Below are 21,443 nucleotides of genomic sequence, written 5' to 3' on the forward strand. Positions count from 1 at the left end.
ATATTAAATCGATAAGCTTTGGGTTCTAAAATGCTTTGACCGCCATTGCTCACAAACCTCGCGGCAGGCTACTCAGCATCACTCATCGTCATTGATATCGAAGCCATCTGCTTTCTAAAATCCGTTAATTGTGTTTCAGGGAGTGAAATCTGCATAGTCACACAGTGCGAATAATCGCAATGGATAACGTTCCCAGTGGCTTGCTCTACTAAGTGTCGCACGAATTGTTCGTGTTTAAAGTCAACATCAACAGTAAGTTCTGACATCGTTACTTCTTCACGCACTTCAAGCGCATCAATGGCCTGCTGTGCAGCAGCAGAGTAAGCTCTAACTAACCCGCCAGCACCTAATTTTATTCCACCAAAATAACGTGTAACAACCAACATAATATCGCCAATATCTTTGTGTTGAAGCACATTTAATATTGGTTTTCCCGCGGTGCCACTTGGCTCGCCATCGTCAGACATAGCTGCGCTTAGCGGTGAGTGCGGTGAGCCAAATACATAGGCCCAACAATGGTGGCGAGCATCGGGATATCGTTGTTTTACACTATCAAGCAGTGCCATGGCACTTTCACGAGAATTCGCAAAGCCAGCATAAGCAATGAACTTACTTTTTTTCACTTCATATAGGGTTTCAACGGGAGTAGCGGGGACGGGATAACTCATGAGGATTATAAAAAAGTGACTCACTATGGATGAATGCGAAGGCATGATTGTACGGCTTTCCAACAGGATAACAATGAAGAATTTTGAGGTCATGATTAACTCAATCACACTTGATCATATTCAGTTACATTTACCCGTCACCACAAGTGGTCAAAAAGGCCAATTATTAGCCTTTTTTGTTTTTAAGTGGTTCTGCGCAGTATTGAGGTAAGAAGCCTAAATATTTGGATTTCATGTATCAATCTGATTTTTATGAAAAAAGTAAAGTTGGCGCGCTGCTTGTAATAGTGAAAGTGTTACATCGTTGAACTACCTAAAAAGGAAAATATATTATGAAAACTCTTGTTAAAACTATCGCAATCGTTGGTTTCACCACTTTATTCACTGGCGCAGCTATGGCTTCTCCGAAAATTGAAGCTGCGGATAATTCTCTGACGTCTGAACTGTGCGTACTAGCAGCTAAAGGCAACAAAATTAAACTTCACAATCACTTAAAGAATTCTGTAGTTAGCAAGCAATATGTTGCTAATGAGATGAAGTGTAATGGCGAATCGGTTGCCGACTTTGTTGATGCCTATGGCCAAAATAGCGCAGCAATTAAAGACTACTTGAATGTGAATACACAAAACATCGCAAGCGTGTCTTACACCAAATAGCTTGGCGGTTTACATGCTATTTAGTCACATAAACATAATTACCCACTCAACAAATTGCAGTATGAGTGGGTAATCTACATTGTCACTCCACTAGAAAATCACTATAGTTCCTCAATACATACTTACGCGCTCGTTAACACCGTGTGCGAACAGTGCACGAATGTTCAGTACATAAAACCCCACAGTGACATTTCTGGTACGTCTATTTCATGAAAATACTACATACATCTGACTGGCATTTAGGTCAGAGTTTCTTTACTAAAAGCCGTAAAAATGAACATGCCGCTTTCTTGCGTTGGTTATTAAATGAGGTGGAAGAGAAGTGCGTTGACGCGCTCATTGTGGCCGGTGATGTTTTCGACACGGGAACGCCACCAAGTTATGCCCGCGAGTTATACCATGAATTTATTGGCGAACTGCAGAACAAACAGTGCACGCTGGTGGTGCTTGGTGGCAACCATGACTCAGTGTCGGTACTTAATGAAAGTAAAGCGCTACTAAAGTACTTAAATAGTCATGTGGTAGCGAGTACCAATATTGATGACAGTGAGCAAGTTTTTGCGCTAAAGGATAAAAGTGGTAACCAGGCTGCTATTCTTTGTGCTGTGCCTTTTATTCGTCCGCGTGATGTGGTGACCAGCGAAGCCGGACAAAGCGCAATTGATAAAAGACAAAACTTGGGCAATGCCATTAAACAGCACTATGCCAGCTTGTATCAGCAGGCTTGCACATTACGTGATTCTATTAATCCAAACATCCCCATTATCGCTACTGGCCATTTAACTGCGTTAGGCGTAAGTCAGTCAGAAAGTGTTAGAGATATCTACATAGGCACACTTGAAGGTTTTGATGCTGCTGGTTTTCCTCCTGCTGACTATATTGCACTTGGGCATATTCACAGGCCGCAAAAAGTGGCAGGTAAAGAGTATATACGTTATTGCGGCTCACCCATTCCACTGAGTTTTGACGAGTTAAATACACAAAAGCAAGTGGTGCTGGTTGACTTCAACAGTGAAGAAATGCCATCAGCTAGCACGCCTACTATTACACCAATTGCAGTTCCTCGTTTCCAAGCGATGGCGGTGATAAAAGGCGATTTACCTGCCATTGAGCATGCCATCAACCACAGCGCTGAAATTCAAAAGGCCACAAGCGATAACCCCGTGTGGTTATGTATTGAAGTTGAAACCCAAGACTATCTAACCGACTTGCAACAGCGTGTGCAGGCATTGTTAGAAGATAAACATGCAGAAATTCTGCAGCTTAAACGGGTTCGCAAGCGCCAGCAGTCCAGTTTGTCTCAGAAAGAGAATATACAACTAAGTGAATTGTCAGTGGCCGAAGTTTTTGCTGCACGTATGGCATTAGAGAATATCGAAGAAGAAAGTGAGTATACAGATCAGGAAGCAGGTCCACCAAATGACAGAAAGGCGCGTATTGAGCAACTGTTTGCTGAAGCCCTTGAGCTTGTTCAAGGTAATAGTGAGGATGTGAAGTCTGAAGAACTTGTGAGTAGCAAGCAGCAAGACAAAGGTGAGGAGCTGTAGTGAAAATACTCAATTTACGCCTTAAGAACTTAAATGCATTAAAAGGCGAATGGAAAATAGATTTCACCCAATCGCCCTTTGTTGATAATGGGTTGTTCGCAATTACAGGTCCAACAGGTGCTGGGAAAACCACCTTGTTGGATGCCATTTGCCTTGCTTTGTATCACCAAACACCCCGATTAGGCGCCATATCGGCTTCGTCGAATGACATTATGACCCGTGGCACCGCTGAATGTTTAGCCGAGGTCGAATTTGATATTAAAGGTAAAGCGTATCGCGCCTTTTGGAGTATGCGCCGGGCGCGAGGTCAAGTCGATGGTAATTTGCAAAGTGCAGATGTTGAACTTGCTGAAGTTGAAACCGGTAAAGTGCTCGCTACTCAAATACGCCCTAAGAGCGAAGAAATTGAGCGCTTAACAGGTCTTAATTTTGCTCGGTTTACTAAATCGATGATGTTGTCACAGGGAGACTTTGCTGCATTTTTAAATGCCAATGAAAGCGATAGAGCAGAGCTGCTAGAAGAGCTCACCGGTACTGAGATCTATGGTCAAATATCACAAGCGGTTCATCAGCAATTTACTCAGGCAAAACAAACCAAAAAGAATTTGAATTAAAGCTAGAGGGCGTGTCTTTATTGAATGAAGAAGACGTTGCTGCATTACAAAATGATGTGCTTGAAGTAAAAGAAAAAGTAGATGCACTCAATAGTGAATTAGGGCTTTTACAGCAACAGCAGCAATGGCAATTAGCATTAGATGAAAGCGCTAAAGCGCAAACTCAAGCCAACGAGGCCAAGGGTTTATCCGATGATGCCTTTCAGCGTGCCAGCAACGAATTGGATACGTTGGCGAAGGCAGAGCCTGCAGAGAAACTGCGCGTACCTTTCATGTCTATGCAATCTCTTCAAGATGATATCTCTGCAATAGACGCGCGGCTAAGTGTAAAAGCAGAAGCGCTGCCAACCGCTCAGGAAAATAAGCAGCGAGCACTGCAAGCAGTAGAGCAAGTGCAGCAGCAACTAACGGGTGCGAAAGTTCATCAAACTGAGCTGGAAAAGCGTATTAATGATGATGTTCTGCCGTTAGATAACGCCATTGAACACGCTGATAAAACCTTGAATGTGTTGAAAAACAACAACGCCCGCTTTTCAACGTCTTTAGATGAATTACAAAAGCAAAAGGCCCGTTGTGAGCACGCTTTTACTAGTAAGCAAGCCGAATTAGATGTACTAGAAAAGTACTTAGATCAACATCGTGATATAGGTGGAATCGCAGAATTTGTAAGTGGCTGGAGTGAGAGTGCGCAATACATTACCAGCGAGCAAAATGAACTCGACAACCTAGAACGCCAATACCAAAGTGAATTAGAACAACGTAGCGCTATTGAAAGTAAGTGCGAGAATTTTGCTCAGGAAACTGAAGTGCTACGTCAACGCGTTGCCACATATAAAGAAGGTGTTGAAAAAACTCAGTATGCGCTTACTCAACTTCTTGATACGGGCACGAAAGAAAGCTTAACTCAAGAACGCGCTGCCAAACTAAAGCATTGGGACAACGTGCTTAAACTAGAGCATATTCAACAGCAGTTTACGTCTTCTGAGGTCGAGTGCGCGACATTACATCAACAAGCTCAAACCTTAACGGAAACACTTCTTAAGCAGCAAGCGCTTAGAAATGATCTTGCGGCAAGCTATAAACAAACGCGAAGTAACCTAAAGGATATTGAGTCGCTTATCGCCCTAGATGAAGAAGTTGCTCAGTTGCGCGCTCAATTAAAGGCAGGTGAGCCTTGCCCTGTTTGCGGAGCGAACGAGCATGCCACATCAAGCGTTGAAATTGACTTACCAGAAACCGTACTTAAGCGCGATAAACTAAAGCGACAGTTAGATGAGATTGAGCAGGAAGGGTCACAAGTTAAAGATACGGTGACACAAACTGAGCTTACCTTAAAGCAGGTGGAGAAGCAGCGCGCTCAACTTACCACTAATCTTGAAAATTTACGCGAAAAGTGGTTGCAACTGCATGGTGTTGTGACGGCTGATTTAGACAACGAATCTAATAATTTAGCTTATATTCAAATTGCTGACATTGACGCATTCGCCACATTTGGTCGCACATATAAAGCACGTCTCGAAACAATTGAAACGCAGTTGCAACAAATCACTGTGGCCGAAACAGCGGTGAAAGAAGCCACTGAACAATGGACTGATCAGAACAACTTACTAGCAACAAAGCACAATGAATTACAATTAGCTGAACAAGAACGCCAAACGCTGGTTAAGCAGTTGCAAAAGCTTTCTGAGGCTCGGGAAACTAAGCGTAAAAGCTTACAACTGCGCACTGAAAACTTACTTGGCGCCATTCACAAACAAGGCCTAAACGTGCCCGAAAATATGGCACTTCAGCAGTGGTTACACGACAAAGCGCAATTGATAAAAACCTACAAACAAACCCAGCAGCAAAAAGCCACTGTAGAGCCTGAAGTTACCACTATTAAAAATGAATTAGATGGCGTTTCGAGAGACATCAACAGCCTATCTGGGCAGTTGCACGAAGTAAGACAAGACATCGCTAGCCTTGAGAATGAAAGAAGTGCGCTATCTACAAAGCGTGATGAAGTGTTCCCTGAAAAAGACATTAATGCGGTAAGAGCCTCGGCACGTGCTGATATTGAGCACATTGAACAGCAGCTTGGTAAGCACACAAAGCATCAACAAGAAGCGGATAACAAAGTATCGCAGTTGACTGCTGAAATTGCCCAGCTTACCGAGCAGAAAACAGAAAAACACGATAGTCTACGTCAAGCCAAGCAAGAGTTTGATGAACGTCTTGCAGCAAGCCCTTTTGATAACGAAGCTACTTTTAAACAAGCGCTTCTTGACGATGAAGAACGGCAGCGTCTGTTGAAGTTACAAAAGGAACTTGTGCAACAGCAACAGCATGCAGAGTTACTGGTTAGTAATGCGCTGGCACAAAAAGAAAAACTACTTAGTCACCCTCAAGCACAAACCTGGCAACAGATAATAACAGAGCATGGAGATGAGTGGGTTAGTGAGCGCCTTTCGCAAAAATCAGGTGAAAGAGACAGCTTGTTGGCACGATTAGGGCAAATTGAGCAACAGTTGTCAGCCAACAATGATGCACAATCAAAGCAGCAAGCACTGATAAAATCGATGTCAGAGTTTGCGACATATTACGATGATTTAACTTACTTACACTCGCTTATTGGTTCTGCCAGTGGTGATAAGTTCAGACGCTTTGCACAAGGCCTGACATTGGATAACTTAGTACAGCTGGCGAATCAACAGCTAGATAAGTTACATGGGCGCTATCAGTTGGTGCGCAAGGAAAACGAAGGCTTAAGCTTAAGTGTGCTGGATACCTGGCAGGGTGACGCGGCGCGAGACACCAAAACGCTGTCGGGCGGGGAGAGTTTCCTAGTAAGTCTAGCGCTTGCGCTAGCCCTATCTGATTTAGTTAGCCACAAAACCAGTATCGACTCACTGTTTCTTGATGAAGGGTTTGGTACGCTAGATGCACAAACGCTTGATGTGGCGCTTGATGCTTTAGATAACTTAAATGCCAGCGGAAAAATGATTGGCGTGATCAGTCATATTGAAGCCATGAAAGAGCGTATTCCCACCCAGCTTAAAGTTATTAAGCGCAACGGCATTGGGTTGAGTGCCCTAGAGAAACAGTACAGTTGCGCTGTATAGTAAGCGCAAAGAATGTAAGCGCAAAGAATGTAAGCGCAGATAATACGTAACTGGGTAGTTTATTTTCTTCAAATCTCAATGGGTCATGCGCGAGATGCATGCGCGTGATCCATGCGTGCTTGGTGCATGTGTACAGAAAACACCACAAGATGAAACAGACTATTTTTGCGGGTAATGGGGGGGAAAGCGGTTCATTTGTGGCAAAGAATCTATTAAGGTGCGCCGTCAAAAAATAATAATGGACCAAATCTATGGACTTAAACATGCGCCCAACGCTATTTCAACGCTACATGAATGGCAGTTTAGTCTTGCAAATTCTTGTGGGAATTGTGTGTGGTATTACCCTTGCTTCATTTACACCTGATACCGCGCAATCGGCGGGCTTATTAGGAAACCTCTTTGTAAAGGCACTAAAAGCCATAGCGCCGCTACTCGTTTTTGTTTTGGTAATGGCCTCTATTGCTAATCACAAACAAAATGAACAAACCCATATTAAGCCGGTTTTGGTGCTGTATCTTATCGGTACTATGATGGCCGCGCTAACCGCTGTACTCGTTAGCTTTGCATTTCCAACAAGTTTGAGTTTGGTGACTGCCGAAGTTAGTCAGTCTGCGCCAAAAGGTGTTGGTGAGGTTCTAAATAATTTACTTTTTAATATGGTTGATAACCCAGTCAATGCACTGGTTAATGGCAACTATATTGGCATTCTTACTTGGGCGGTGGGGTTTGGTTTTGGCTTGCGACATGCCAGTAATACAACCAAAGAAATTCTTCAAAACATGGCTGACAGCGTGACTGCAGTTGTGCGCTTTGTCATTCGCCTCGCGCCTTTTGGTATCTTCGGCCTTGTTGCCAATACCATTGCGACAACGGGGTTTGATGTGCTATTAGGCTATTCACAACTTATAACCGTGCTGATAAGTGCAATGCTGTTTATCGCGTTGGTGAGCAATCCATTATTGGTCTTTTTAGCGACGAAAAAGAACCCTTATCCACTGGTATTTAAATGCTTAAAAGAAAGCGGGATTACGGCATTTTTCACTCGCAGTTCTGCGGCTAACATTCCTGTGAATATGGCGTTGTGTAAACGCCTAAAACTGGACGAAGATACTTATTCTGTGTCTATTCCACTTGGCGCAACCATCAATATGTCAGGTGCGGCAATCACAATTACCGTACTAACGTTAGCAGCCGTGAATACACTGGGTATTGACGTAGATTTTCCTACGGCAGTGTTATTAAGTGTTATTGCAGCAGTGTCGGCATGTGGTAGTTCTGGTGTGGCTGGTGGCTCGCTGCTGCTTATTCCACTTGCGTGTAGCTTGTTCAATATTCCCAATGACATTGCTATGCAAGTTGTAGCGGTAGGGTTCATTGTTGGGGTAATTCAAGACTCTGCAGAGACGGCGCTTAACAGCTCTACTGATGTGCTTTTTACCGCTGCGGCATGTCAGCGCGCTGATAATGCATAACGGCATTGTAGTGGCTTTGCGTTTCACTACTGTGGTTTTAAAGCCGCTTAGCTAACGCGCTCTTAACTAAGCAGGCTTTAGGCTTCCATCAAGGCATCGGTAACTTCAAAAATTAACCGTGCGGCCAACTTCGCCGTGCGGTTGTCCATATCAAACTGCGGGTTCATCTCGGCAATATCACACAGTCGCCATTGGTAATCTTTCACTTGTTGTTGCTGCGCTAAGTATCGCAAGGTATTTATAACCAACGAAGGCGATATACCCAAAGCACTAGGTGCACTCACTCCCGGTGCTGTAGAGGCCGGAAACGCGTCTAAGCAAATGGTGACATACAACTCATCAATACTTTCTAACATTGGGTTTAACGTATTGATGACAGACTGAAAGTCGCAGTGGGTATCGCGTAAGTATCGTGTTTTAGAAGTATCAGCAAATTCAAAAAGTGCTGTTGTATTCGCGGCTTTAGATACGCCAATGCACGCATAATGAAACGGCGTATTGTGAAGCTGACAATGCTCGTACACTTGCCTAAACGGTGTACCAGAACTGGTATTGGGTGCAGGCTTACGCAAATCAAAGTGTGCATCGAAGTTGATAATGCCAACGCGCTTGTTTGCGCTTAATGAGTCAAACAGTCCTTGGTAACTTCCCCAAGCAATTTCATGCCCGCCGCCCAATCCAACAACTAGCTTTACTTCACTCTCTGCGTTTCCTGACTGCAAAGCGTATTGAATAGCGTTGGCATACTGGCGCTGAGTTTGAGATAAATTTGCTTCAGCCGTCACGTTTCCTACATCAGTAAGTGTGGCATCGGGCCAATGCCAGGGTAAGTTGGCAAGGGCTTGGCGAATAGCATTGGGGCCCGCTGCTGCGCCAACGCGCCCTTTGTTGTTCATCACCCCCAAGTCACATTCAAACCCCACCAATGACACGTGCTTATTTGCATCAATTGTTTGAGTTAAATTTTGCTGCGTATCGGCTTTTGTTGATGTATCCGCATGTCTTGATGCGCCATCGTTAATATCGAGTTTAACGCGCTGATGCCAGCGAAGTCCTTTGTCGCCATCTTCACTATCTACACGACCTTGCCACTCAAACATGTTTACCTCCTTTGAATATCGCAGTTGGGCGATGCCCATTAATGCAATAGGCCAGTTCGGCTGGAGTGTCAATGTCCCACAGTGTGAAGTCAGCAACACGTTCAACGTCAATAACGCCTCTATCGTGTAGCCCTAATGCCGCGGCGCCATGAATTGTTGCGCCGCGTAACGCTTCTTCTGGGGTAAGTTGAAACTGTACACAGGCCATGTTGATAGCGGTGAGAATAGATGCCAAAGGTGAGCTGCCCGGGTTAAAGTCTGTAGCTACAGCCATAGGAACGTTGTGAGCACGCAGGGCATTAACAGGCGGCTTTTGTACCTCGCTTAGATAATAAAATGCACCGGGCAACAATACGGCCACCGTGCCATTTTGTGCTAAGTGTACGATGTCGCTATCAGCTAAGTACTCAATGTGATCAACAGACAAGGCTTGGTATCGCGATGCAAGCACGGCACCTTTACTATCACTGAGTTGTTCAACATGCGCTTTAATGGGTAAACCTAGTTCGTGGGCCTTTTGAAAAACCTTCTCGGTTTGTTGTGTGTTGAAACCAATCGTTTCACAAAATACATCAACCGCGTTAGCCAATTGCTTTTCTGCCACAATAGGCATTACGTCGTTACAAATGAAGTCGATGTACGCATCGGCATCATTGTCAAATTCGTTGGGCAAAGCATGGGCCCCAAGGTAGGTGGTGCTTACCGTAAGGGGAAGGTGCTGCTCGAGTTGTTTAGCCACAGTTAACATGCGTATCTCTGTGTCTACATCAAGCCCATAGCCTGACTTCACTTCAAGCGTAGTTACACCTTCTTCACACAACCGCTTAGCACGCTTTATTGCGCTTTCGAGCAAAGTAGCGTGATTTGCTGTTCGCGTTTTTGCCACTGTGCCTTTTATACCGCCACCGCGCTCAGCAATCTCAAGATACGTTGCGCCCTGTAGACGTTGCTCAAACTCTTGTGCTCGATTGCCTCCATAGACAAGGTGTGTATGGCAGTCGACAAAGCCCGGTAATAACCACTGATTGTTACCGTCCACAACACTGGCTGCGTTGGCTTTTAAGGTTTCAAAGGTGTCAGTGTCAGTAAGATCGGCTATAGCTGTAATAACACCGTCATTGATTACGAGCGCTTTATTGTACAAAGCGCCATACGGCTCGCCGCTTACCTGCATAGAAGCAATACGCACATTGTGAACGAGTGTGTCGCACTGAATAGCCATAAACAAATCTACCTTAATTGCATTATTTGCATTGAGTGTACTTGTACATACTTGTATATACAAGTATGCTGTTATTAAAATGTTAATGCGAAAAGTAAGTATAAGCGCAATATGCAACCACGCTATGTTCAAATAAAAACCTGGATCTTAAATGCCATTGAGGCCGGTGATATGAAGCCGTCAGAGCAAGTGCCATCGGAAAATCAGCTTGCCCAGCAACACGGTGTAAGCCGCATGACAGCGCGACGGGCGTTGAGCGAAATGGTCGATGAAGGCATTTTGATGCGTACTCAGGGCATTGGCACCTTTGTTTCAGACAATCGCCCTATGAGCTCGATGTTAGAGATAAAGAGTATTCGCGATGAAATTGAACAACGCGGGCATCAGTACAGCAACGAAGTGTTGCTGTTAGAAAAGGTGGTGGTAAGTAGCGATATTGCGCATCGGCTTGCAGTTGCAGAGGGCAGTGAGGTATTTCATAGCATCATTGTGCATTGTGAAAATACTCTTCCCGTGCAATATGAAGACAGATGGGTAAACCCAGAGTGGGTGCCTGATTATCTTGAAAAAGACTTCAAAGCACAAACAGCCAACTACTATTTGAATCAAGTAGCACCACTTTCTCAGGCCGATCACAGTGTGGAGGCCGTGCTTGTATGTGAAGACATCGCTCACGCATTGTTGATCCAGCCAAGTGCGCCTTGCCTCAAAGTTACACGTCGCACTTTTACCCGCGTTCACGCACAAGATATTCACAAAAACAATGGCGTGGTTAGTCATGCCGTGTTGTATCACCCAGGAAATCGTTTCCGCTTAGGTGGACACCTAGAATTTTAGAAAAACAGCAATTATCAATAACCACGGAAAATGAGACTCAAAAGAAAAGCTCACAACACCGTGGCAAGGAGAAGTTTATGAAACGCCTCGACCCTACACGCGAAATTCGCGCACCAAGAGGGACAACCCTCAATGCGAAAAGTTGGCAGACTGAAGCGCCTCTTCGAATGCTAATGAACAACCTCGACCCAGAAGTCGCTGAACATCCACAAAACTTGGTGGTGTATGGTGGTATCGGTCGAGCGGCAAGAGATTGGGCCTCGTTTGATAAAATTGTGGAAGTACTTAAGCGTCTGAACAACAACGAAACACTGTTGGTACAGTCGGGCAAACCAGTGGGTGTATTCCCTACGCATGAAAATGCACCGCGCGTACTTATTGCAAACTCGAATTTAGTGCCTCACTGGGCCAATTGGGAGCACTTCAATAAGCTCGATAAAGAAGGCTTGATGATGTACGGTCAAATGACCGCAGGCAGTTGGATATACATTGGCTCTCAGGGCATCGTCCAAGGCACTTATGAAACCTTTGTCAGTGTGGCGAAAACCCATTTTGAAGGCAATGCCAATGGACGCTGGATATTAACAGGTGGCTTAGGCGGCATGGGCGGCGCTCAGCCTTTAGCAGCAACTATGGCTGGTTTTTCTATGATTGCGGTTGAAGTGGATGAAAGCCGTATCGATTTTCGCATTCGCACAGGCTATGTGGACAAGAAGGCCACCACGTTAGACGAAGCAATGAAAATGCTTGAAGATGCGAAGGCCGAAGGTAAACCTATTTCTATTGGTTTATTGGGCAATGCCGCTGAGGTATTTCCTGACTTACTTGCCAAAGGCATTATTCCTGATGTAGTAACCGACCAAACTAGCGCCCACGACCCACTAAACGGCTATTTACCTGTGGGCTGGTCGATGGAGCAAGCCGCAGCGCAGCGCGACAGTGATGAAGCAGGTGTAGTGAAGGCAGCTAAGCAATCAATGGCGCTGCAGGTTAAGGCTATGCTGGGCTTTCAACAAGCCGGTGCAGCGACATTAGATTATGGCAACAATATTCGTCAAATGGCGCTTGAAGAAGGCGTTGAGCACGCCTTTGATTTCCCTGGTTTTGTACCTGCTTACATCCGCCCGCTATTTTGCCAAGGCATAGGCCCGTTCAGATGGGCCGCCCTGTCTGGAGATCCAGAGGACATTTATAAAACGGATGCCAAGGTTAAAGAGCTTATCCCGGATAATCCGCATTTACACAATTGGCTGGATATGGCCAAAGAGCGTATTCAATTTCAGGGCCTACCAGCACGTATTTGCTGGGTCGGATTGGGTGAGCGCCAAAAGCTTGGGCTTGCTTTTAACCAGATGGTACGAGAAGGCGTACTTAGCGCCCCGGTTGTTATTGGTCGTGACCACCTTGATTCTGGCTCAGTGGCATCGCCAAACAGGGAAACCGAAGCCATGATGGATGGGTCAGATGCTGTGTCAGATTGGCCGTTACTCAATGCGTTGTTAAATACCGCGGGTGGCGCAACTTGGGTAAGTTTACACCACGGCGGTGGCGTAGGTATGGGCTTTAGCCAGCACTCTGGTGTGGTTATTGTGTGCGATGGCTCAAAAGAAGCTGACGAGCGTATTGCTCGCGTGTTACACAATGACCCCGCAACAGGGGTGATGCGCCACGCAGATGCCGGTTACGACATTGCCAAAGAATGTGCGCAAAAACATAACCTAGACCTGCCTATGATCAACGCTGAAACAGGGAAGGAGTAAGACCATGTCATCAACACTAAACCTTGTTCCAGGTACGTTAACGCTTTCACAATTGCGAGAAGTACACAGACATCATGTTCACCTTACGCTGGACGACAGTGCCAAAGCAGGCATTAATGCCGCAGAGCAGGCCGTACTTAACGTAATTAAAGAAAATCGCACGGTATATGGTATTAACACCGGCTTTGGGTTACTTGCTAACACCCGAATAAATGTGGACGAGTTAGAGTTGTTGCAGCGCAGTATTGTGTTGTCACACGCTGCGGGTACGGGTGACTTCATGAGCGAAGATACCGTACGCCTATTAATGCTATTAAAGATAAACTCTTTGGCACGCGGCTTTTCTGGTATTCGCTTAAGTGTAATAGAGGCACTCATTCAGCTGTTTAATGCCGAAGTTTACCCAGCCATTCCAGAGAAAGGCTCGGTTGGCGCCAGTGGCGATTTAGCACCGCTGGCTCACATGAGTGTTGTATTGCTAGGCGAGGGCGAAGCTTTCTATCAAGGTAAACGCATCAGTGCTACTGAAGCTTTAGATATCGCTGGGCTTGAGCCAATTGCGTTAGCGCCGAAGGAAGGGTTGGCTTTACTCAACGGTACCCAAGCCTCGACAGCCTTTGCATTACAAGGTTTATTCTACACAGAAAATGCCTTGTACAGCGCAATTGGTATAGGCGCACTCACTGTGGATGCGGCTTTGGGGTCTAGAGTCCCTTTTGATGCGCGTATTCATCAAGTGCGCGGTCACCAAACGCAAAGCGATGTAGCAGAAGCATTCAGAACTTTACTGGATACCTCTGAAATTGGTAATTCACACCAAGGCTGTGAAAAAGTACAAGATCCTTATTCTCTGCGCTGCCAGCCACAAGTGATGGGCGCTTGTTTACAACAAATGCGCTTCGCGCAGGAAATACTGGTTACAGAAGCAAATGGCGTAAGTGATAACCCCTTAGTATTTGCTGATGAAAACGGGCAGGGTGATATTCTTTCTGGTGGGAATTTCCACGCTGAAACTGTAGCAATGGCAGCAGATATGTTGGCCATTGCACTATCAGAAATTGGTGCATTGTCAGAACGTAGAATGTCATTGATGATAGACACACACCTAAGCGGCTTACCGCCTTTCTTGGTGGAGAATGGCGGTGTGAACTCAGGCTTTATGATTGCGCAAGTAACCTGTGCGGCCCTTGCCAGTGAAAACAAAACACTGGCTCACCCAGCATCCATAGACTCGCTGCCAACGTCAGCTAACCAAGAAGATCACGTCTCTATGGCGACATTTGCCGGGCGCAGATTACGCGATATTTTTGACAACGTTGCAGGCATTCTTGCCATAGAATGGCTGGCTGCATGCCAAGGGCTTGATTTTAGAAAGCCGCTTCAAACTAGTGAACGTTTGCAGTTACTTATGTCGCTGCTACGCACTCGCGTTTCGTTTTACGATAAAGACCGATATTTCGCGCCAGATATTGAGGCCGCAAAGCAGTTGATCAAACAGCATGCGTTAATGGATAAAACTGAACTCACCTTATTGAATGACTAACTTCCTGCCCCCACGTTACTAATTAGCGTATGGTGTATTTTGCGCGTTGTAACACATATGGCGCGCAAAATACCTAAGCTTAAGGCGTAAGTAAAAAACGTAAGTTTAAAGCGTAAGTGAAAAGCTTAACGGGAAAGCATAAGGAAGAGTTGGATGAAAAACGCATCAATATCACGGCCACGACGAGTGAAAGCAGGCGTAGCCTGTTTAATGGGCGCTGCACTGTTAGGCATAATAGGGTGTAGTGACAGCGAAGTTGGTGATGTGTCGTTAGGGCTTTTCACTACCAAAGACATTAAAATTGACGCACTTCAAGACCCCGTTGTAACCGGAGTAACATGCCATATTTCCAGTATTGAAGCCGACTTGGATTTTTCCGACCCGTCAGACAGCTCTATTGCTTGCAGACAAACCGGCCCGATTACCGCACAGATGTTAGCGGCTATCGATAAGTCAGATGCCGGTGAAGTAATATTCAAAAAGTCGAAAAGCGTGTTTTTTAAAAATATGAAGTTACGCCGCATTTATGATGAAGCGTCGAAAACCCTTATTTACTTGTCATACAGCACAAAAGAAACCTCAGGCAGTTACAAGCATAGTCTTTCTACCGTGCCATTATGGGAAACCGCTGCTTTTTCACAGGCTGGTCAACCGAGCTCTTAAGTTTTACAAAAGCTTGTTAGTAGTTCACAGGGGCTGTGGTAAGCTGGAAGGCTAATGAGTGATTTCTGGAACCGTAGTGAGTCAAGAATTTGTAATAGGCATTGATGGTGGTGGCACATATTGTCGCGCTATGTTGCAAGATGCCGACGGAAATATTTTGGGCACAGGTGACGCTGGCCCAGCGAATATAATGACCAATGCACCACTGGCTTTAGCGTCTATTGTATGCGCCTGTGAAAATGCCATTGCCCACGCCACAACACGCGTAAAGCACGAAATAGCGCTTACGGATGTCAGTGTTGTCGCGGGTTTAGCTGGGGCTAATATTCCTAAGGCAAAATCTTCATTTCTTTCTCTTTCGCACCCTTTTGCGCATCTTGATGTTATTAGCGACTTACATGCAGCGTGTTTAGGTGCTCACAAAGGTGCTGATGGCGTGTTAGTGATTTGTGGAACAGGGTCGGCAGGTACGGTTTATCGCAATGGCCGTTTCACCGACAAAGGTGGTTACGGGTTAACTGTTGGCGACAACGCCAGTGCCGCGTGGTTAGGGCAATCAGCGGTGAAATACACATTACTTGCATTCGACAATATCGAAAACAAGAGCGTGTTGTTTGAAAAGCTGTTAAGTCATTTATCGGTTAATTCTCCCCAACAACTTATTCAAATGCTTTCTGGCTTTACCGCAGATGCCTACGGAAAACTTGCGCCTATTGTGATCACAAGTGCTGATGACGGATGTGAAAAATCCCGTGGGTTACTGTCTGAAGGCGCAGGCTATTTAATTGCACTGACAAAAGCACTACTTAATGAAAGTGAAGACACGGTCGTCGATAATAAAAATGCCGCATTGCCGGTATGTATGGTAGGCGGATTAGCCCATATCTATCGCCCATTTCTTGAAGACGCATTTTCAAGGCGACTTTGCAATCCACACAGCGATGCACAGCAAGGCGCTATCGACTTTCTTAGAAACAACCAATGTGTTGAGCTTGCTTAGCTTTTTTAACACTACTTCATATAAAAGTAAGGCGAGTTCATAACCCGCCTTTTTAGTGCTATTTACGCAGCTACTATTTACGTAGCAACTTTTACTTAGCTTCTTTGTGCGCCAAAAACTCTTCGTAGTTGCCGTCGAAGTGGTTTAGCTTTTTGTCTTTTATCTCGATAACCTGCGTTGCCAATGACGACACGAATTCTCTGTCGTGGCTAACAAAAATCACTGTACCGTCAAATTTGTACAGGGCGTTGTTTAGCGCTTCAATCGACTCCATGTCCATGTGGTTAGTAGGTTCATCCATCACAAGCACATTGATGTCTTCAAGCATTAGCTTGCCAAACAGTAAGCGGTTTTTCTCACCACCAGAGCACACTTGAACGCGTTTGTTGAAGTCGTCAGAGGTGAATAGCAAACGCCCCAACATTCCTTTTATTTGAAGATCGTCGTGTTTCGGGCTGCGCCACTGGCTCATCCATTCAAACATGGTGATGTCTTCTGCAAAGTACTTAGCGTTATCCTGTGGAATGTAACCAATGGCTGCGTTCTCCGCCCATTTGTAGCTACCTTCGGTAGGTTCAATGTCATTCACCAAACACTTCAAAAAGGTAGTCTTGCCTGCGCCGTTTTCACCGATGATCGCCAAACGCTGACCCGCTTCTAACAACAAGTTTGCATTGCTAAAAAGCGGTAGTTCAGGGTAACTATGACCTAGCTCTTCTAATGTAATCGCCAAGCGGTGAAGTTTTTTGTGCTGCTTAAATACAATATAAGGCTTACGGCGGCTTGATGCTTTTACTTCAGCAAGCTCAATTTTTTCTAAACGACGAGCACGTGACGTAGCTTGCTTGGCTTTTGATGCATTGGCAGAGAAACGGGCGACGAAGTTTTGCAGCTCTTCAATTTCGGCAGACTTTTTCGCATTTTCTGCGTGAAGTTGTTCTTGTACCAGCATGGCTGCTTGAATGTAGTCGTCGTAGTTACCAGGGTAGATACGCAGTTCGCCGTAATCGATATCGGCCATATGAGTACATACAGAGTTAAGGAAGTGTCTGTCGTGAGAAATAATAAGCATGGTCGATTTACGCTTATTAAGCTCATCTGCCAGCCAACTAATGGTGTAGATATCCAAGTTGTTGGTTGGTTCGTCAAGTAACAGAATGTCTGGCTCAGCGAACAAGGCTTGTGCTAACAGCACACGTACTTTTTACCCGGTGCTACTTCGCTCATCGGGCCGAAGTGGTAACTCTCATCAATACCCGCTGAGTTAAGGATATCACCGGCTCTTGCTTCTGCAGTATAGCCATCCATTTCTGCGAACTGGGTTTCAAGGTCTGCCACGCGCATACCGTCTTCTTCGGTCATCTCTGCTTTGCTGTAAATAGCATCGCGTTCTTGCTTAACTTCCCACAGTTCGCGATCGCCCATGATCACTGCATCAACCACGCTAAACTCTTCAAATGCGAATTGATCCTGGCTAAGAATACCTAGCTTGGTGCCTGGCGCCATCGACACGTTCCCCGCAGACGGCGTTAGCTTGCCGCTAAGAATTTTCATGAAGGTTGACTTGCCGCAACCGTTCGCGCCAATCAGGCCATATCGGTTGCCATTGCCGAACTTAGCAGAGATATTTTCAAATAGTGGCTTAGAGCCAAATTGCATGGTGATATTTGCAGTGGTAATCAAAACAGGTATCCAAGAGGGTAAATCGTAAGAAGAGATGCTGACGAGATGAACCATCAACATAATAAAGCGCGCGCACTATAAGGAATTGCGCTCTATATGTCGAGGGAATTTTGAACAGTAGGTTAGTTTTTTGCGGCTTCCTAGGGCTTCTTTCGCAGTGTGTCAGCGATAAACGCTATAGCTGTAGGGTTTTTAAATGAATTGTGCGAGGAAGTGACAATAATGGTCTCTTGCGCATCAGGCAAATAGGCACTTGAATAATCAACCACAGAGTCACTGATATTGACACAGTCAACTTGGGCTGTGCACGATAGCGCACTGGTCGAGCCAATTATCGAGTAGCTTTTTCCTTCTACGGGTAGTTCGGCAAGCGTGGTCATAAGCGGGTGATTTGGTCGTAGCACTTGTACACTGTCTGGGCCATGGTTTTGTAAAAAGGGCAGCATTGCCGCTGTTAATTTGTCAATTCCGACCTTTTGGATAAAACGCCCAAACAGGTTTCTAAAATTCGACGGTAAGCTTATAAGTGACGAGCCAATAGTACCAATAACACTATTAGTAACCTCTGAGCCTCGATGAGGTGTATCTAAGAAGAATGCGGTATTTTCATCGAAAGTAGGGGAAAACAAAAATACATCGCGTAAATCTGCGTCTTCCTCTGAGGTTAATGTATCTGCTGGCGAAACGAAGGTGGCATCCCACAAGGCGTAATGGGGCTGGGTGGTGAGTAACTTGGTAATAATGCCGCCCATACTGTGCCCCACGAATACCGCACTCTTTCCGTCAATACCCAAACGTTTTACCAATGCGTTAAGGTGTTTTCTAACGCGCATCGCATTATAAAAAGGGGGAGGGCCTGACGGGTAATAAATATGCCATATCTGATATTGCTGGCTTAAGGTTTCATCGTTAAGTAGCGCCATTGTCAGGTAGCGCCAGATAAGTGGGTCGGAGTTTAAGCCGTGGATCATAATAAGCGGGGTTTTGGTGGTAGATAGTTCTCCAATGCTAAATACGCCCATTCTACTTTCTGCTTTTTCGGCATTCGTAAAACCAAGCCAGCTAAAATTATTGATATCCGCCACCTGAAGTAAACCTAAATATGCCGCGGCAGGTGAGTAACGAAACGTGTAATGGTTTTCACCAAAATTTGCTATTTGATGTGTTGATACCGGGGTAGCTTGCAGCGAAACATGCAATCGCAAACCTTGTAGCGTGATATCTGATACATAAATAGAGTAGGAAGAAAATTTACCTTCTAGCGGATAGTTCGGGTCGATATTGGCAAGATTGTCTGCTTTGTTATTTTGCCAGCTAACAGCGGCACTACCTAATTCGCCAAACACCTTGGGATATAACCGTTCTTCATTAGGCACCATGCTGGATACTAGGAAAATATTACGCGGTCCGGAATAATTTACTTGAACTAGGTTGTGTGGTTTGTCGATATGCTGAAAAAGTTGCTCGATAGCATTGGTGTAATGCTTAAGTGCAAATTGTCGATTTTCATTACTTAATTGGGCATGGCCTAACAAGGTCTTTGTACAATGCAGTAATAATGTTACGCCCAATATTGTTGTGCGGTCCTGGGCTTCACAGTGACGTCGAAGCTGCTTTTGTGTAAAACCGCTTAAATCGGGTAGAACCCCATAACCATAAGCGTTTGATAAGGGAATAGTGTCAGTTTTTTGGTGATAGAAATTGTGATTGCTGCAAGCGACAAGTAAGCAAAGTAACACCGTAACAGTTACTAATTTGACGCGATTGACTAATCCCATTTTAAACTCTTCATTTACTATAGTGTGTTTCTTAACTGACGTTAATTTACCTACCAAATCAACCTGTTTTCGTGTGCGAAGCCGTTTAGCTTAACTTGGCCTCATAGTTGCTAACTTTATACTTGCTAAGTATAAATGCGAAGAGGGAAACATGATGAAAAATATTAAATCAATTGCGATTGGTTGCTTTTCAGCGACAGTGTTATTGGCGGGTAGTGTTCAAGCAAGTGCAATTAGCTCTGACACTGTTATGCAAACTCAAGCAGCGCAGTACAACAAACTGCAACTCATTGAGATGGTAAATCGTGCCGATGTTCAAGATAAATTAGTTAGCCTTGGTGTCGATAGCAGTGATGCGATTGCCAGAATCAACGGTATGACAGACGCAGAAATTGCGCAGTTAAATACTGAAATTAATGAAGCGCCTGCTGGCGGTATTGTTGGTGCGGTACTTACGGTCTTAGCTGTTATTGCTATATTAGATTTAGCTGGCGTGACCGACGTGTATCCATTCATTCGCCCTATCAGTAATTAACACTAGCATGCTGTGGATTAAAAGAGCCTGCTTAGCGGCAGGCTTTATGCTATTAATGGGCTGTCAGGCAACACCGCAGGCTGATAAATTGCGACAAGAAGGTTTTGTGTCACTGCCTCCTTCGCATACCATCGATACCGTTCCTTTTTCTAAACAGCAACAATTTTATTGCGGGCCGACTACCTTGTCTGAGGTGTTTGGTTACTACGGTGTTGATGCAACACCGAAAGACATTGCGCCTAAACTTTTTATTCCCAACAAAGAGGGCAGCTTGCAATTGGAAATGGTGAGCGCCACTCGTCAGTATGGATTCTTGCCTTACACAGAGCGCGGAACTCTCTCTACAATTATGGCGCTGGTCAGCGACAATATTCCCATTATTGTTTTTCAGAATCTATCCATTCAAATACTTCCTCAGTGGCACTATGCCGTGGTGATTGGCTTTAACAGCCAAAAGGGCACAGTTACATTACACACGGGGGTGACGGAAAACCACGAGATGAGCCTTGAGTTGTTCGAACGCACTTGGGGACGTGGTAATTATTGGTATTTGGCACCAGTTCCGTCCTCGGTTTCGTCAAACAGTATGTCTGCTTACACGTATGTCAGTGCAGCCTATGACATGATGAAAGTGGGTAGCACTGAAACTGCTATTCAGTTTTTAGAAACCGCAACGAAGCAGTGGCCTTCGTATTGGCTGAGCTAGTTTTTTGCTGGCAAATCATTATCTAGAAAGCGAACCGAAAAGCGACTTAAGCAATGAGTTTGATAGTAACTCATCGAGTAACGAGAGCGGCAATATCGAGATTGACGGCACTAAAGCTAGACATTTGAATGCCAAGTTAAAAGAACACTCTGAAGAGAAAGCCATAACATGGTTCGAAAAAGGCTACGAGGTGGGTAAGCATCAGCAAGCGTATGTGCACAATTATGCGTATACATTATTTTCTCATGGTGAATTTGAGCATGGAGTACGAATACTAAATGAGGGGCTGACTCAGTTTCCTCATAACGTTCAACTTCTAGAATTAGCCAAACAATTCAACGTTGAGCTACGCTAAATAGCGTTGAGTACCTTCGTGTTCAATACGCCTATTTCATTTAAAAAAGGGTAGATAAAACAATTGGTGTGGCTTTTGCGTATTCTTCTATCAAGGTGGCCGAAAACGGGTAACGCTGCCACACGAAAGCTAACCGCCTAAAGACGTTGGAATAAATTAGTGTAAGTTAAACCACTATACGCATTGCGAATAAATATTTAGGT

Annotated in this window: 17 protein-coding genes and 1 pseudogene; 13 read left to right on the forward strand and 5 right to left on the reverse strand. The window is 45.0% G+C overall.

Annotation, left to right across the window (positions count from 1 at the left end):
* Window positions 1–68: 68 nt before the first annotated feature.
* A complete protein-coding gene (locus tag EYR97_RS02900) occupies window positions 69–668 on the reverse strand; it encodes a YigZ family protein (RefSeq protein ID WP_131092756.1) in 600 nt (199 codons plus the stop codon).
* 332 nt (window positions 669–1,000) lie between these two features.
* Here EYR97_RS02900 and EYR97_RS02905 point away from each other — a divergent pair, with 332 nt between their 5' ends.
* The 5 genes from EYR97_RS02905 (at window position 1,001) to sstT (ending at window position 8,058) form a co-directional block, all read left to right on the forward strand.
* Window positions 1,001–1,324: a DUF3718 domain-containing protein gene (locus EYR97_RS02905; RefSeq protein WP_131092350.1), complete on the forward strand. Its 324-nt coding sequence runs from the start codon at window positions 1,001–1,003 to the stop codon at window positions 1,322–1,324.
* A gap of 209 nt (window positions 1,325–1,533) precedes the next feature.
* Window positions 1,534–2,871, forward strand: a complete 1,338-nt coding sequence (gene sbcD, locus EYR97_RS02910; RefSeq protein ID WP_131092351.1) for an exonuclease subunit SbcD — start codon at window positions 1,534–1,536, stop codon at window positions 2,869–2,871.
* On the forward strand, window positions 2,871–3,485 hold the full coding sequence (locus tag EYR97_RS22120; RefSeq protein WP_242634867.1) for an AAA family ATPase: 615 nt from the start codon (window positions 2,871–2,873) through the stop codon (window positions 3,483–3,485). The genes sbcD and EYR97_RS22120 overlap by 1 nt, the downstream gene beginning before the upstream one ends.
* Before the next feature lie 11 nt (window positions 3,486–3,496).
* Window positions 3,497–6,586, forward strand: coding sequence for an SbcC/MukB-like Walker B domain-containing protein (locus tag EYR97_RS02915; protein ID WP_242634868.1), 3,090 nt, complete (start codon window positions 3,497–3,499; stop codon window positions 6,584–6,586).
* Window positions 6,587–6,837: 251 nt separating this feature from the next.
* Window positions 6,838–8,058 (forward strand): serine/threonine transporter SstT, encoded by a 1,221-nt coding sequence (gene sstT / locus EYR97_RS02920; protein WP_131092352.1) that lies wholly within the window; start codon window positions 6,838–6,840, stop codon window positions 8,056–8,058.
* Window positions 8,059–8,135: 77 nt separating this feature from the next.
* Here sstT and hutG read toward each other — a convergent pair whose 3' ends face one another.
* Together hutG and hutI are read right to left on the reverse strand one after the other, a co-directional pair.
* A complete protein-coding gene (gene hutG / locus EYR97_RS02925) occupies window positions 8,136–9,158 on the reverse strand; it encodes a formimidoylglutamase (protein WP_131092353.1) in 1,023 nt (340 codons plus the stop codon).
* Window positions 9,151–10,380: an imidazolonepropionase gene (gene hutI, locus EYR97_RS02930; protein ID WP_131092354.1), complete on the reverse strand. Its 1,230-nt coding sequence runs from the start codon at window positions 10,378–10,380 to the stop codon at window positions 9,151–9,153. The genes hutG and hutI overlap by 8 nt, the downstream gene beginning before the upstream one ends.
* A gap of 111 nt (window positions 10,381–10,491) precedes the next feature.
* Here hutI and hutC point away from each other — a divergent pair, with 111 nt between their 5' ends.
* From hutC to EYR97_RS02955, 5 genes are all read left to right on the forward strand, one after another.
* Entirely contained in the window at window positions 10,492–11,217 is a 726-nt protein-coding gene (hutC, locus tag EYR97_RS02935) for a histidine utilization repressor (RefSeq protein WP_131092355.1), read from the forward strand.
* A 77-nt stretch (window positions 11,218–11,294) separates the two neighbouring features.
* Entirely contained in the window at window positions 11,295–12,977 is a 1,683-nt protein-coding gene (gene hutU, locus EYR97_RS02940) for a urocanate hydratase (RefSeq protein ID WP_131092356.1), read from the forward strand.
* 4 nt (window positions 12,978–12,981) lie between these two features.
* On the forward strand, window positions 12,982–14,520 hold the full coding sequence (gene hutH / locus EYR97_RS02945; protein WP_131092357.1) for a histidine ammonia-lyase: 1,539 nt from the start codon (window positions 12,982–12,984) through the stop codon (window positions 14,518–14,520).
* Window positions 14,521–14,730: 210 nt separating this feature from the next.
* Window positions 14,731–15,183, forward strand: a complete 453-nt coding sequence (locus EYR97_RS02950; RefSeq protein ID WP_207308040.1) for a CreA family protein — start codon at window positions 14,731–14,733, stop codon at window positions 15,181–15,183.
* A 76-nt stretch (window positions 15,184–15,259) separates the two neighbouring features.
* Window positions 15,260–16,183: a BadF/BadG/BcrA/BcrD ATPase family protein gene (locus EYR97_RS02955; protein WP_131092359.1), complete on the forward strand. Its 924-nt coding sequence runs from the start codon at window positions 15,260–15,262 to the stop codon at window positions 16,181–16,183.
* 91 nt (window positions 16,184–16,274) lie between these two features.
* Here the strand turns inward: EYR97_RS02955 and EYR97_RS02960 are convergent.
* Window positions 16,275–17,866 (reverse strand): annotated as a pseudogene (locus EYR97_RS02960) (ABC-F family ATPase).
* Between the two features lie 140 nt (window positions 17,867–18,006).
* Complete coding sequence (locus EYR97_RS02965; RefSeq protein ID WP_242634869.1) at window positions 18,007–19,644, reverse strand: triacylglycerol lipase; 1,638 nt, start codon at window positions 19,642–19,644, stop codon at window positions 18,007–18,009.
* Window positions 19,645–19,798: 154 nt separating this feature from the next.
* Here EYR97_RS02965 and EYR97_RS02970 point away from each other — a divergent pair, with 154 nt between their 5' ends.
* From EYR97_RS02970 to EYR97_RS22125, 3 genes are read left to right on the forward strand one after another with little or no spacing between them, the layout of a single operon-like run.
* Complete coding sequence (locus EYR97_RS02970) at window positions 19,799–20,179, forward strand: PA2779 family protein (protein WP_131092758.1); 381 nt, start codon at window positions 19,799–19,801, stop codon at window positions 20,177–20,179.
* A gap of 7 nt (window positions 20,180–20,186) precedes the next feature.
* Window positions 20,187–20,885: a PA2778 family cysteine peptidase gene (locus tag EYR97_RS02975; protein WP_242634870.1), complete on the forward strand. Its 699-nt coding sequence runs from the start codon at window positions 20,187–20,189 to the stop codon at window positions 20,883–20,885.
* Window positions 20,886–20,889: 4 nt separating this feature from the next.
* Complete coding sequence (locus EYR97_RS22125) at window positions 20,890–21,240, forward strand: hypothetical protein (protein ID WP_242634871.1); 351 nt, start codon at window positions 20,890–20,892, stop codon at window positions 21,238–21,240.
* The last annotated feature ends 203 nt before the right edge of the window (window positions 21,241–21,443 follow it).

The sequence above is a fragment of the Alteromonas sp. KUL42 genome, assembly GCF_006538325.1.
Lineage (GTDB): Bacteria > Pseudomonadota > Gammaproteobacteria > Enterobacterales > Alteromonadaceae > Alteromonas.

Excerpts from the sequence above, each read along its gene's own strand:
- hutI (WP_131092354.1), bottom strand. The coding sequence starts at position 10,380 with ATGGCTATTCAGTGCGACACACTCGTTCACAATGTGCGTATTGCTTCT.
- EYR97_RS02975 (WP_242634870.1), top strand. The coding sequence starts at position 20,187 with ATGCTGTGGATTAAAAGAGCCTGCTTAGCGGCAGGCTTTATGCTATTA.
- EYR97_RS02900 (WP_131092756.1), bottom strand. The coding sequence starts at position 668 with ATGAGTTATCCCGTCCCCGCTACTCCCGTTGAAACCCTATATGAAGTG.
- hutG (WP_131092353.1), bottom strand. The coding sequence starts at position 9,158 with ATGTTTGAGTGGCAAGGTCGTGTAGATAGTGAAGATGGCGACAAAGGA.
- EYR97_RS02970 (WP_131092758.1), top strand. The coding sequence starts at position 19,799 with ATGAAAAATATTAAATCAATTGCGATTGGTTGCTTTTCAGCGACAGTG.
- EYR97_RS02950 (WP_207308040.1), top strand. The coding sequence starts at position 14,731 with ATGGGCGCTGCACTGTTAGGCATAATAGGGTGTAGTGACAGCGAAGTT.
- hutC (WP_131092355.1), top strand. The coding sequence starts at position 10,492 with ATGCAACCACGCTATGTTCAAATAAAAACCTGGATCTTAAATGCCATT.
- hutH (WP_131092357.1), top strand. The coding sequence starts at position 12,982 with ATGTCATCAACACTAAACCTTGTTCCAGGTACGTTAACGCTTTCACAA.
- sbcD (WP_131092351.1), top strand. The coding sequence starts at position 1,534 with ATGAAAATACTACATACATCTGACTGGCATTTAGGTCAGAGTTTCTTT.
- EYR97_RS02965 (WP_242634869.1), bottom strand. The coding sequence starts at position 19,644 with ATGGGATTAGTCAATCGCGTCAAATTAGTAACTGTTACGGTGTTACTT.
- sstT (WP_131092352.1), top strand. The coding sequence starts at position 6,838 with ATGGACTTAAACATGCGCCCAACGCTATTTCAACGCTACATGAATGGC.
- hutU (WP_131092356.1), top strand. The coding sequence starts at position 11,295 with ATGAAACGCCTCGACCCTACACGCGAAATTCGCGCACCAAGAGGGACA.
- EYR97_RS02905 (WP_131092350.1), top strand. The coding sequence starts at position 1,001 with ATGAAAACTCTTGTTAAAACTATCGCAATCGTTGGTTTCACCACTTTA.